The sequence below is a fragment of the Manganibacter manganicus genome (assembly GCF_002075885.1).
GTDB lineage: Bacteria > Pseudomonadota > Alphaproteobacteria > Rhizobiales > Rhizobiaceae > Mesorhizobium > Mesorhizobium manganicum.
Genome location: NZ_MDET01000004.1, coordinates 112,450 through 123,910, shown reverse-complemented (window position 1 = coordinate 123,910; position 11,461 = coordinate 112,450). Strand labels below are relative to the sequence as shown.

Annotated in this window: 12 protein-coding genes; 2 read left to right on the top strand and 10 right to left on the bottom strand. The window is 61.6% G+C overall.

The window, feature by feature from the left end:
• Window positions 1-102: 102 nt before the first annotated feature.
• On the bottom strand, window positions 103-969 hold the full coding sequence (locus tag BFN67_RS04225) for an SDR family oxidoreductase (RefSeq protein WP_080918358.1): 867 nt from the start codon (window positions 967-969) through the stop codon (window positions 103-105).
• A 97-nt stretch (window positions 970-1,066) separates the two neighbouring features.
• Window positions 1,067-1,495, bottom strand: a complete 429-nt coding sequence (locus BFN67_RS04220) for a VOC family protein (RefSeq protein ID WP_080918357.1) — start codon at window positions 1,493-1,495, stop codon at window positions 1,067-1,069.
• 69 nt (window positions 1,496-1,564) lie between these two features.
• Between BFN67_RS04220 and BFN67_RS04215 the strand changes: the two genes are divergently transcribed.
• On the top strand, window positions 1,565-2,164 hold the full coding sequence (locus BFN67_RS04215; protein ID WP_080918355.1) for a TetR/AcrR family transcriptional regulator: 600 nt from the start codon (window positions 1,565-1,567) through the stop codon (window positions 2,162-2,164).
• Between the two features lie 14 nt (window positions 2,165-2,178).
• On the opposite strand, the gene BFN67_RS04210 is transcribed toward BFN67_RS04215, so the two are convergent.
• The 5 genes from BFN67_RS04210 to BFN67_RS04190 all read right to left on the bottom strand — a co-directional run bounded on the left by BFN67_RS04210 (window position 2,179) and on the right by BFN67_RS04190 (window position 5,233).
• Window positions 2,179-2,472, bottom strand: coding sequence for an HlyU family transcriptional regulator (locus tag BFN67_RS04210; protein WP_080918354.1), 294 nt, complete (start codon window positions 2,470-2,472; stop codon window positions 2,179-2,181).
• Window positions 2,473-2,569: 97 nt separating this feature from the next.
• The gene (locus BFN67_RS04205; RefSeq protein ID WP_080918353.1) at window positions 2,570-3,247 is read right to left on the bottom strand and encodes a PadR family transcriptional regulator; all 678 of its coding nucleotides are present in this window, start codon (window positions 3,245-3,247) and stop codon (window positions 2,570-2,572) included.
• Between the two features lie 170 nt (window positions 3,248-3,417).
• Complete coding sequence (locus BFN67_RS04200) at window positions 3,418-3,843, bottom strand: secondary thiamine-phosphate synthase enzyme YjbQ (RefSeq protein WP_080918352.1); 426 nt, start codon at window positions 3,841-3,843, stop codon at window positions 3,418-3,420.
• 11 nt (window positions 3,844-3,854) lie between these two features.
• Complete coding sequence (locus BFN67_RS04195) at window positions 3,855-4,466, bottom strand: LysE family translocator (protein WP_080918351.1); 612 nt, start codon at window positions 4,464-4,466, stop codon at window positions 3,855-3,857.
• Between the two features lie 35 nt (window positions 4,467-4,501).
• Complete coding sequence (locus BFN67_RS04190) at window positions 4,502-5,233, bottom strand: helix-turn-helix domain-containing protein (protein WP_158083468.1); 732 nt, start codon at window positions 5,231-5,233, stop codon at window positions 4,502-4,504.
• A 339-nt stretch (window positions 5,234-5,572) separates the two neighbouring features.
• Here BFN67_RS04190 and BFN67_RS04185 point away from each other — a divergent pair, with 339 nt between their 5' ends.
• Window positions 5,573-6,406 (top strand): N-acyl homoserine lactonase family protein, encoded by an 834-nt coding sequence (locus BFN67_RS04185; RefSeq protein ID WP_080918405.1) that lies wholly within the window; start codon window positions 5,573-5,575, stop codon window positions 6,404-6,406.
• An 84-nt stretch (window positions 6,407-6,490) separates the two neighbouring features.
• Here the strand turns inward: BFN67_RS04185 and rpoD are convergent, their stop codons facing one another.
• The 3 genes from rpoD to BFN67_RS04170 all read right to left on the bottom strand — a co-directional run bounded on the left by rpoD (window position 6,491) and on the right by BFN67_RS04170 (window position 11,377).
• Entirely contained in the window at window positions 6,491-8,509 is a 2,019-nt protein-coding gene (rpoD, locus tag BFN67_RS04180) for an RNA polymerase sigma factor RpoD (RefSeq protein ID WP_080918349.1), read from the bottom strand.
• A gap of 414 nt (window positions 8,510-8,923) precedes the next feature.
• Window positions 8,924-10,852 carry a DNA primase gene (gene dnaG / locus BFN67_RS04175; protein ID WP_080918348.1) on the bottom strand — a complete coding sequence of 643 codons (1,929 nt, stop codon included), beginning with the start codon at window positions 10,850-10,852 and terminating at the stop codon, window positions 8,924-8,926.
• A gap of 138 nt (window positions 10,853-10,990) precedes the next feature.
• Window positions 10,991-11,377 carry an RcnB family protein gene (locus BFN67_RS04170; protein WP_080918347.1) on the bottom strand — a complete coding sequence of 129 codons (387 nt, stop codon included), beginning with the start codon at window positions 11,375-11,377 and terminating at the stop codon, window positions 10,991-10,993.
• Between the last annotated feature and the right edge of the window lie 84 nt (window positions 11,378-11,461).

Genomic DNA, 11,461 nt, shown 5'->3' with positions numbered 1-11,461 from the left:
GGGCCTAGGTTCCCAGATTCCGGAAAGGGCGTTCCCTGCCCTCGTCCCGACTCCAGCGGGACATGCCCTGTCGGCCTTCGGGCCGGCAGGGATTTTTTCAACCTATAACAGCCGCGTCAGTTTGGTGTCCGTGCGTGCCAGAACCTCATCCGGCACGAAGAAGTCGCCGGCAAGCGGCCCTGTCGCCTGTGGCGCATATCTGGAAAAGTCGGTGATGCCCTCGGCGCGCAGCACCTCCTCGTCGATATAGAAATTGCCGGTCGTCTCACGGGAGGGCCGATTGAAGATCGCACAGGCGGCATCCGCCATGATTTCGGGCGAACGGCACTGCTGCGCCACCGAAACACCCCCGAGCAGATTGCGCACCGCAGCTGTGTCGATTGCGGTGAGCGGCCACAGTGAATTGACGGCAATGCCGTCGGCGGCGAACTCCGCGCTCATGCCGAGCGTGCACATCGACATGCCGAATTTCGCCATGGTGTAGGCGACATGCCCCTTGAACCATTTCGCCGCCATATCGAGCGGCGGCGCCAGATTCAGAATATGAGGATTTTTGGCCAAGCGCAGGTGCGGAATACACATTTTCGACACCAGGAAAGTGCCCCGCATATTGACCTGATGCATCAGGTCGAAGCGCTTCATGTCGGTTTCCAGCGTGCCGGTAAGCTGGATGGCGCTGGCATTGTTGATGCAGATATCGATGCCGCCGAACTGCTCCACTGTCGCCGCGACCGCCTTCTCCACCTGTGTCTCGTCGCGGATATCGCAGATGATGGGCAGCGCCTTGCCGCCTGCCTTTTCGATTTTCTCCGCAGCCGTATAAATCGTGCCGGGCAATTTCGGATGCGGGGCGGCGGTCTTTGCGGCAATGGCGACATTGGCGCCATCGCGCGCGGCCCTAAGCGCAATCGCCAGCCCGATGCCGCGCGAACCGCCCGAGATGAACAGCGTTTTTCCCTTCAGGGACATGGCAGGCCACCTCCAAAGCAAGCCCCTTCATGCCCCGTTCAGGGCGGGCATTCAAGATTTGCCCGGCCCCACGGCGAGTGCAACTTGCTACCTTTCCTCAGCCAGCCGCGACGCCCTCTTCATATTGCTCCAGAAATTCTGCCGAGGGTGCGATAGGTTTGACGACGTCGATCAGCACCCCGTTCGGATCGGCGAAGATAAAGTGCCGCTGACCAAAGGGCTCGTCGCGCAAATCGAGCAACATTGGCACGCCGGCCGCAACAATGCGCGCATGAACGGCATCGACATCCTCAACCTCGAAATTGATCAACAGCCCCTTTGCGCTCCTGCCCCGCGCAACTTGCGGAACGGTCTCATGCCCCTGATCGACAATGCCGAGATTGACGCTTTCGTCCTCTTCGGATTGCAGATGAACATACCAGTCACTCGAAAACAGCGGCTTGAACCGCAGATGGCGAACATAGAACGCCGCCGTTGCGGTAACGTCAGCTGACATGATGACCGGATAATAGCTGGTCGTCTTCATGGCTTTTCTCTCGCCCCCGTTTAACATACATTCTGCATGTTTATGGGATTTAACATACAGGCTGTATGTATGCAACGAAAAATCGAACGCCGCACTAACCGCCAGCGCACCGAGGCCACCCGTGCGGCGCTGCTGTCGGCAGCGCGGACACTTTTCATTGAAAAATCCTATGCTGAAACAGCAACGCCGGAGATTGTGGCTGCGGCCGGCGTCACGCGCGGTGCGCTCTACCATCACTTTACTGACAAGCAGGCTCTGTTCCAGGCTGTCGTGGAGCAGGAAGCGGCGGAAGTGGCGGCCGGGATCGAGCGCGCCACGCCGACCGAGCGGGATGCCCGCCAGGCCCTGCTGGACGGCGGCAGGGCGTTCCTTGATGCTATGGCGTCGCCGGGCCGCACCCGACTCCTGCTTCTCGATGGACCCGCCGTTCTTGGCCGCGCCACTATGGACAAGATCGACGCGAGGCACGGCGCACGCACCCTGCGCGAAGGACTGGAGATGGCCATGCAGGAAGGCGCGATGAAACCGGCGTCGCTCGATGTGCTGACCGCTCTCCTGTCAGCTGCCTTCGACCGCGCGGCACTGTCGGTGGAATCCGGCGCCGCGCGGGAGGATTTCATGAAAACCCTCGGCATGCTCATCGACGGGCTGTTCAAGCAGCAGCCATAGGCGCCAGTTGATACCTATTCGAAAATGCGTTCGCCCTGCTCATCCACGAGTTGGATGCCTTTCTTTAGCGAAATGTCCACCGCATCGTCCAGCCCGGCGAAACGGTCGGCGCGAATGAAGCGATGCTCCTTCACCACGCCGTCGATCTCCTTCGAGACGACGCCGCAGGTCTGATACTGGCCTTCGGCCTTGTAGGGCGTGGCGCTGATGGTGAAGCCCTTGTGTTCCACCTGCTTTGCCGGCGCGGTGCTGGCCGCCTGTGCGGGCTCATCGCCGCCACCGCCGAAAAGACGTTTCAGGAATGACATGGGCCGGCCTCCGCAAAAAAACCCGCCCCGTCCACGATGGACGAAGCGGCTTTTACCTAGCGTCCCGCGCCCGAACGGGCAAGGGTGCGCCAACACGTCAATCTTCGTTGGAAAGCGCTTCCAGTGCCTCGGCCGCTCCTGTCAGGATCGCCATCGCCTCGGCCTGCTTTTCGGCGGGCGCATCAACGATATCGGCAAGGGCGGCCCGAAGCCGGCGCCTGAGCGCATGGAATTCGGGATTGCGCCCCCGATGTCCGTGCCGGCCGCGCCGGTCGTCCTCGTCGTCGTTCCAACCGAACCATTCGCGCGCGGCCGCCATCTTGCGCCCGATGCGCTCGATCTGCTCCAGCACGCGCTCGACCAATTCACGGTTCTCGGCAAGATGCCCCTGCCCGTCCTCGGTAATCGAGAACACCTTCTTGTTGCCTTGTGCCGCCGAGACGGCAAAGCCGGCCTCCTCCAGGAACGTCAGCGTCGGATAGACCACGCCCGGGCTGGGGCTGTAAAAGCCGCTGGACCGCTCCTCCAGCGCCTTGATGATCTCGTAGCCGTGACGTGGCTGGTCGGCCAGCAGCGAAAGCGTAATCAGTTTCAGGTCGCCATCGGCCAGCATGCGTCCGGCGCGCAATACGTCACCCGGGCCGCCCCTGCCGCCACCGCCATGCCGCCCTCCGAAACCGAACGGGCCGAAGCCCCCGCGCCGACCGCCAAAACGGCCAGCCATATGAAAGAAGGCGCGCTCGTCGCGATCTCCGCAATGATGATGTCTGTGCATAAGGATTCCTTTCGTCCTATCGTAAGATATATCTCAGTTAAGTCGTCGTCGACCAAATATCAAGATATATCTTACGATAGGACGAGAAACAGTTTCGGCTGATGCCAGCCCAACGCCGGCCCGCTGCCGAACGGTGCCGAAAGATGATGCCCTGCGGCGACAGGAATCCTTCAGGCCAAATGCAACATGATCTCGCGATTGTACGGTCGCTCGCGATGCTCGAACAGAAAAAGCCCCTGCCAAGTGCCCAGCGCCAGTTGCCCTTCGGCCACCGGCACTGAAAGCGAAACCGCCATCAGTGCGGTCTTGATATGGGCGGGCATGTCGTCCGGCCCTTCCAGCCGATGAACGAGATAATCCATGGCCGGATCGTCGGCCGACGGCACGAGCCGGCGAAAGAACGCATCGAGATCGCGGCGCACATCCGGGTCGGCGTTCTCTTGAATGAGAAGCGAGCAGGATGTGTGGCGCACGAAGGCCGTCAAGAGGCCGGTTTCGATGCCAGCCTCGCGTACGAAGCGTCCGGCCTGCACGGTGAATTCATAGAGGCCCTGACCGCGTGTCGCGATGGTCAGTTGTTTCTGTGTTCCGGCCAATGCGTCGCTCGCTATTGCTGGGTAAAGGCGAGCCGCGCGCCCAACGCCACGAAGGCCGCCGCAAAACCGCGGCGCATCCACGCCATGAGGCGCTCGCTGCCGAGAACGCGCTCGCGCATGACCGCGGCGCATATGCCGTAGATGCAGAAGACGACGAACGTCAGCAGCATGAAGACGCCGGAAAGCTCCAGCATGCGTACCAGCACATGCGGTTCGTCATGGGCGATGAACTGCGGCAGGAAGGCAACGAAGAAGATCGACAGCTTCGGATTGAGCAGATTGAGCAATATGCCGTCGATCACCACCTGGCGGGTGCTGCGTGCATCCGCCCTCGCCTCGAGCCTGAGCGCGCCGCGCTGCCGAAGCATGCCCCATGCCATGTAGAGCAGATAGGCGATGCCGGCATATTTCACCGTCTCGAACGCCACCGCGCTGGCATGCAGCAGCGCCGCCACCCCGGTAAGTGCCGCGACCAGATGCGGCACGATGCCGAGCGTACAGGCGAAGGCGGCGAGAATGCTCGCCCGTGCGCCGCGCGAAAGCCCTGCCGCCAGCGTATAGACCACGCCAGTTCCGGGAGCCACGACGATGATCAGCGTGGTCAACAGAAACTCAATCGACATTCCGGTTCCTCATGCGAGAATCGCTTTTACCATCGTCAGTTGCCGGCCCCGGCGCGCACCGCACTCGGCGACGCACCATAGAGGCTGCGGAAACGCCGGCCGAAATGCGAGCGTGAAGCGTAACCTGCCATTGCCGCCGCATCGGTGACATTGCCTTCGCCGCGCGCCAATATATCATGTGCGAGGCGCATGCGCGTCTGGGCCAGAACCACGCGCAGCGATGTGCCCTCGCCCTTCAGTTTTCGCCGTAACGTCGAAGCGGCCATACCGAGCGCGCGGCCGATGCTTGTCGCCGTCCAGCGCCGCGCCGGGTCGCCCAGCACCAGCCAGCCGATACGCGCAGCCAGCGTGGTCTCGAAAATACAGGAAGCGGCCGGCACCTTGCGCAGCAAAAGCAGCACCTCGGCCAGCCTGTGCTTGGCCAGGGCATTGGCATGATCGGATGCGGCCAGCAAAGCCGCCGCATGCACCAGTGCCTCCACCAACTCGGCATTGAGCGGCACGCGCATGTCCAGGCCCGGCTCCTGCTGGCGGGGTGGTGATTTGAGGCGCTGAACCGCCTCCGGCACATGGTCCACCTCAACGATCAGCGTCTCGTAAAGCCCGCTATCGGCCGCCGGGATGTTGACCACGTCGAATTTCGGTCCCGCAGGAAACACGAAGACATCGCCGGCCGAAAGCCGCTGACCCGCGCCACCCAGCCAGAACTCCTTGTTGCCGCTCAAAACAATGCCGATCAGCGGCTTGGCGTTGGCAATCCGGGTCAAGCGCTCGGTGGAGAAACAACAATAGCTGAAAAGCTGACGCCCGCGCGGCGCAAAACCCGGCTGCCTTACGGGACGTTCAGGCGCGGATGCAATCGGCCTGAGAGCTGCAAGAAGACGCCGGGCCAGATTGTCGGATGATGAAACGGAAAGCGCATCCATGATGCTGAACCCCGGCGGGAAATCCCACGATGGGCCGAACCTAACCCGTATAGGCCAGCCGCGCAACGAATGAGCGTTTCAGGCACATGAATGGAGCCGTTCCGGCGCATCGGCCGGCACGCAGCCTGTAAACGGCCGGCAATGGCCATGAGCCATTGGATGGTGAAGGAAAACACGATCATGAGAACCAGAAACATCTTGTTGGCGGCGATCACCGCCTTATCGCTGGTTTCGGCGGCAAAGGCGGCCGATCTCGAACTGTGGCGGCTCGATTGCGGACGCATTGCCGTCAACGACCTCGATTTGTTTTCCGACACCTTCGCCTATGTTGGCCAGAAAAAGACACTCACCGACAGTTGCTATCTGATCCGCCACGACGACGACTACATGCTGTGGGATACCGGCCTGCCCGCCAGCCTGCATCATGCCGAGCAGAGCACCACTGCACCGATGGCGCCGACGCTGGACCGGACCTTGCCCGAGCAGCTCAAGCAAATCGGTGTCGCGCCGCAGCGCATAGCGATTATCGGCATCAGCCACTATCATTTCGACCATATCGGACAGGCAGCCGACTTCCCCAAGGCCAAGCTGCTGATCGGCAAGGCCGACTTCGATGCCCTGAAAGCCACGCCGCCGCCTTTCGGAGCGGAACCGTCCCTGCTTGAACCATGGCTGAAGGGCGGCGCCACGGTCGAGACGGTCACGGGCGATAAGGACATATTCGGCGACGGTTCGGTGACTATGCTCTACGCGCCGGGCCACACGCCCGGCAGCCGTGCCCTGCTGGTGCAGCTGGCGAAGAAAGGCCCGGTGCTTCTGAGCGGCGACGTGGCGCATTTCGAGAAGCAGTTCGAAACCGGCAACGTACCCGGTTTCAATACCGACCGCGCCCAGTCGCTCGCCTCGATGGCACGCTTGCAAAAAGTGGCAAAAACGCTCAACGCCACGCTGATCGTCCAGCACGATGCCGACGACATTTCCAAGCTGCCGGCCTTCCCTCAAAGCGCGAAATAGATTTCAGGGCGGACAGGCAGCCTAAAAAAGAAAACCCGGCCAAACGCTTGGCCGGGTTTCCGGATTCATCATTGCAAGAGCCGCTTAGCTATCCAGGAAACTCCTGAGCTTGCGCGAGCGGCTCGGATGCTTGAGCTTGCGCAGCGCCTTGGCCTCGATCTGGCGGATGCGCTCGCGCGTCACCGAGAACTGCTGGCCTACCTCTTCGAGCGTATGGTCGGTGTTCATGCCGATGCCGAAGCGCATGCGCAAAACACGCTCCTCGCGCGGCGTGAGCGAGGCCAGAACGCGCGTCGTCGTCTCGCGCAAATTCGCCTGGATCGCCGCATCAATCGGCAGCACGGCGCCCTTGTCCTCGATGAAATCGCCGAGATGCGAATCTTCCTCGTCGCCCACCGGCGTCTCGAGGCTGATCGGCTCCTTGGCGATCTTCAGCACCTTGCGCACCTTTTCCAGCGGCATGGCGAGTTTCTCGGCCAATTCCTCCGGCGTCGGCTCGCGGCCGATCTCGTGCAGCATCTGGCGCGAGGTACGCACGATCTTGTTGATCGTCTCGATCATATGCACGGGGATGCGGATCGTGCGCGCCTGGTCGGCAATCGAGCGGGTGATCGCCTGCCTGATCCACCATGTCGCATAGGTCGAGAACTTGTAGCCGCGGCGGTATTCGAACTTGTCCACCGCCTTCATCAAACCAATATTGCCTTCCTGAATGAGATCAAGGAATTGCAGGCCGCGGTTGGTGTATTTCTTGGCGATGGAAATGACGAGCCGCAGATTGGCCTCCACCATCTCCTTCTTGGCGATCGCCGCCTCGCGCTCGCCTTTCTGCACCTGGTTGACGATCTTGCGGAATTCAAGGATCGAGATCGCCGTCTCGGTTGCAAGGTTCTGGATTTCGGAACGCAGGTCGCGGATGGCGTCCTTTTCGTTCTTGGTGAATTCCTTCCAGCCGCGCGAGGTCAGGTTGGCGATAGAGCGCGTCCAGTTGGGATCGAGTTCGGAGCCCTGGTATTCCTTGAGGAATTCCTCGCGCCGCACGCCATAGCTTTCGGCGAGCCGCAGAAGCCGGCCTTCATTCTGCACCAGCCGCTTGTTGATGTCATAAAGCTGCTCGACCAGCGCCTCGATGCGGTTCTGGTTGAGCGACAGCGACTTCACCGCCGTGATGAGCTGGTCCTTCAGTTCCTTGAGGCGACGGTCCTGGCTGGGCGACAACGTGCCGGTGGCGGCCAGACGGTTCTCGACCTGCTGATCCTGCAGCTTGCGCAATTTCTTGTAGGTATCGGCAATGAGATCCAGCGTCTCCATCACCTGCGGGCGAAGTTCGGCTTCCATCGCGGCGAGCGATAGGCTTGCCTCGTCTTCATCGTCGTCGTCGTCTTCAAGGCCGCGCGTGTCGCCACCGACATTGGTGATGTCGTCATCCGCACGCGAAGCGCCGCGCGACTTTTCATCCGCCTTCGGTTTGGCCTCCTCCTCCACGCGCTCCACCACCGGCGCCTGCTTGGCTTCCGGCCCGGCATAGGTGGCTTCGAGATCGATGATCTCGCGCAGGAGAATCTTGGCCTCGTTGAGATCGTCGCGCCAGAAGATGATGGCCTGGAAGGTCAGCGGCGATTCGCAAAGCCCGGCGATCATCGTCTCGCGCCCGGCCTCGATGCGCTTGGCGATGGCGATTTCGCCCTCGCGCGACAAAAGTTCGACCGAACCCATCTCGCGCAGATACATGCGCACCGGATCGTCGGTCCGGTCGGTCGGCTCCTTCTTGGCAACGGTAGCGACAGCCGTACCGGTCTGCTCGGCCAGTTCGTTGGCGTCTTCCTCGGAATCGCCTTCGCTGGTCTCGGCCTCGTCGTTCTGCTCGTCGTCCTCGACAACGTTGATGCCCATATCCGAGAGCATCGCATTGATGTCTTCGATGCGATCGGGATCGGTTTCCTCGGATGGAAGAACCGCATTGAGTTCGGTCAAAGTGACATAGCCGCGCTTTTTCGCGAGCTTGATCATCTTCTTGACAGCGTCATCGGAAAGGTCGAGCAAGGGACCGTCGGTCGTGCCCTCGCGTTCGGTCTCGACCTCTTCCTTTTCCTTTGTCGCCATTCTTTGCTTCTCCAACGGCCTTAGCTGCAAACCGGGTAAACCGATGAGCGGTACGCTCCATGCGCGCCGCTGCAAACTGCGTTCACCGCTCTTGTTGCCGCATATCTCGTTAAGTCCAGATTAACCCTGATATCTGGGACAATTTTCCTGTCCGTCCAGTAACCGTCGCACACTTAGAGCGCCGCGCTTTCAATCGAGCGCCCGAAGCACGCTCTGACACTTCTATGGAGCATCGGATCATCCGCAACCGGATTCCATTGTTCGTTCCGACGCTCCAGGCGCACTCGCTCGGCACTGGATGGGATTAACGTTTCGAATCGTTCTGATTCCGTCATTCCAACGCAAGGTCAAGCGCCTCTCGCATGATTCGCTCCAAAAAAGCGAATCAATTAGCCCATTTCAGCCAGGTTCGTGTTAGGTTCGCCCTGCCCTGCCCGACGAAACACCGAACCCCTCGATAAGCGCTTCGGTCGCCTGCACATCCCTGAACTGCATCTGCACTTCGACCAGATGCCGGTAATTCTCGTCTGTGGGATCGGTGGCCAGCGCTGCCTCGGCCTGCTTCAGCTCCCTATGTAGGATGCGGGCGCTACGGTGCAAGTGCAGTGCCTGGGCAAAGGCGTCGCGTGCATCCTCGAGCGCAGCACTCTCCAGTGCCGGCCATTGGCGCATGCGCCTGGCAAGCGCAACAGCGCGTTCCCACACATCCGCACAGCCCGCTTTTCCGATCGCTGCGATCACCGCCTCGCGACTGTCCGCCATGTCATGCGCCAGCGCGTCGAGGACAGCCGCGTGCAGTTTACGCAGATCGGCATTGGCCAGGTCGAGAAACTCGACATGCTCGAAATACTCGTCGATCAGCACCGGATGGTTGACCAGAGCCACGATGATGGTGGCCTCGCGCACCGGCATGATCTCGCCCTGCCGCTTGACCAGAGCCGAACGGCCGAGGCTTTCGGTGATGGCGCTGCGCGCCTGCACCGACCCGCCCCCCGGCTTCCATGGCTTGCCGCCCTGCCCATAGCCGCCGGAACCGCGCCCTCTCGGACTGCGCCCTCGCTGGGCGCCGAAAAAGCCCTGCACGCGCTCGCGCATGTCCTGATTGTAGTGATAGCGCACGCTTTCGTCGCGGATTCGGCCGCTCAGTTCGCGCAGCGTCTTTTCCAGCTCCGCCCGCCGCTCGGGCGTATCGAACGCCTTGCCCGCCGTCTCGCGCATCCACAGAAGGTCTGCCAATGGCCGCGCTTCTGACAGCACGGCGCGAAAGGCCTCCGGCCCGTTTGCCTTGACCAGATCGTCCGGGTCCTTGCCCTCCGGCAAAAGCGCAAAGCGCGCCGTGCGTCCGGGCTGGATCGTCGGCAGGATGAGGTCCGCCGCCCGCCATGCGGCTTTCAGGCCCGCCGGATCGCCATCGAAACACAGCACCGGTTCGCCCGCCATGCGCCACAAAAGCTCCATCTGGTTTTCGGTGAGCGCGGTGCCGAGCGGTGCGACGACATTCTCGAAACCGGCCTGCGCCAGGGCGATCACGTCCATGTAGCCTTCCACGGCAATGACCGTTCCCTCACGGGCCATGCCCTTGCGGGCGCGGGCGAAATTATAGAGCACATTGCCCTTGTGGAAGAGTTCCGTCTCCGGCGAATTGAGGTATTTCGCCGGCACGTCCGGCGACATGGCGCGGCCGCCAAAGGCAATGATGCGCCCGCGTGAATCCGGGATCGGAAACATGATACGGTCGCGGAACCTGTCATAGGGGAGAGGAATATCCTCGAAGACTGTCAGCCCACAGGCTTCGATCTGCGCCTTCTCGACCCCTTTGGCGGCCAGAAATTCCTTCAGCGCGTTGCGGCTGTCGGGCGCATAACCCAGCCGGAACGCCTCTTGAGTGGCCGGCGCAAGCCCCCTCTCACGCAGATAGGCGCGCGCCTTGGCGCCATCCGCGCTGTGCAGTCGCTCCTGGAAGAAGCACGTCGCCATTTCCATGACGTCGGTCAGGCTGGCGCGCTCGCGCTCGCGCTTCTCCTCGGCCACGTCGCGTGCCGGCAGCGGCACACCGGCCAACTCAGCGATGCGTTCCACGGCTTCGGGAAAATTCAGCCCGTCAAGCTCGGTCAGGAACTTGAAATGGTCGCCCGAAACGCCGCAGCCGAAACAATGGTAGCGCCCTTTGCGGTCCTCGCAATGAAAGGACGGGGTCTTTTCTCCATGGAAAGGGCAGCAGCCCCAATAGTCACCCCGGCTGGCATTGGTCTTCTTGCGGTCCCATGACACACGTGTGCCGATCACCGCGGAAATCGGCACGCGGTCACGGATCTCGTCGAGAAAGGCTGGCGGAAAGCGCATGGGCAACTCTTTTCATCCCATATAACCGCGCCGCAGGCCCGGTACGACTCCTAAAGCGCGCAATGCCCACTGTTCACAGCCTGCCAATAAAAAAGGCGGCCCTGGCGAGCCGCCTTTTCATTCTTTGCGGTTGTCGGTTTAACGCGCCGCGATCATCGCACCGATCAGACCGGACGCGATACCGACCAGCAGATAATCATTGCCGACGCGGATCCATTCCTGGCCACGACCGGGCCGCTTCAGCCCATGGCGATGCCAGTCGCGCACGGCCGCGTGCCTGCGCCAGTCGCGGTAATGTTCGCCGCGCCGCCATTTGCGCACGACCTTCTTGCGCACGATCTTCTTCTTCACGACATGGCGGTCATGACGGCGATCATAGTGGCGGTCGTTCTTTTTCCAATCGACCTGGACGACATCGCGCTGCACGGCGATGGCCGGGCCGTTCATCATAGGTGCGGCCATGCTGGGGGCCACAGTCGCGGCAGCCATCGAAAAAGCGAGGGCGGTAAGAATGAAGCGTTTCATGGGTAGTCTCCTGGGTTGTCGATGACCGCAAGGAATAGAGACGGGCGGATGAACCGAAACTGAATGGGAGATTACGTTTTGGTA

What these genes read in the sequence shown, in the direction of transcription:
- BFN67_RS04225 (WP_080918358.1), bottom strand. Translation starts at nt 969, where the DNA reads ATGTCCCTGAAGGGAAAAACGCTGTTCATCTCGGGCGGTTCGCGCGGC.
- BFN67_RS04220 (WP_080918357.1), bottom strand. Translation starts at nt 1,495, where the DNA reads ATGAAGACGACCAGCTATTATCCGGTCATCATGTCAGCTGACGTTACC.
- BFN67_RS04215 (WP_080918355.1), top strand. Translation starts at nt 1,565, where the DNA reads ATGCAACGAAAAATCGAACGCCGCACTAACCGCCAGCGCACCGAGGCC.
- BFN67_RS04210 (WP_080918354.1), bottom strand. Translation starts at nt 2,472, where the DNA reads ATGTCATTCCTGAAACGTCTTTTCGGCGGTGGCGGCGATGAGCCCGCA.
- BFN67_RS04205 (WP_080918353.1), bottom strand. Translation starts at nt 3,247, where the DNA reads ATGCACAGACATCATCATTGCGGAGATCGCGACGAGCGCGCCTTCTTT.
- BFN67_RS04195 (WP_080918351.1), bottom strand. Translation starts at nt 4,466, where the DNA reads ATGTCGATTGAGTTTCTGTTGACCACGCTGATCATCGTCGTGGCTCCC.
- BFN67_RS04185 (WP_080918405.1), top strand. Translation starts at nt 5,573, where the DNA reads ATGAGAACCAGAAACATCTTGTTGGCGGCGATCACCGCCTTATCGCTG.
- rpoD (WP_080918349.1), bottom strand. Translation starts at nt 8,509, where the DNA reads ATGGCGACAAAGGAAAAGGAAGAGGTCGAGACCGAACGCGAGGGCACG.
- dnaG (WP_080918348.1), bottom strand. Translation starts at nt 10,852, where the DNA reads ATGCGCTTTCCGCCAGCCTTTCTCGACGAGATCCGTGACCGCGTGCCG.
- BFN67_RS04170 (WP_080918347.1), bottom strand. Translation starts at nt 11,377, where the DNA reads ATGAAACGCTTCATTCTTACCGCCCTCGCTTTTTCGATGGCTGCCGCG.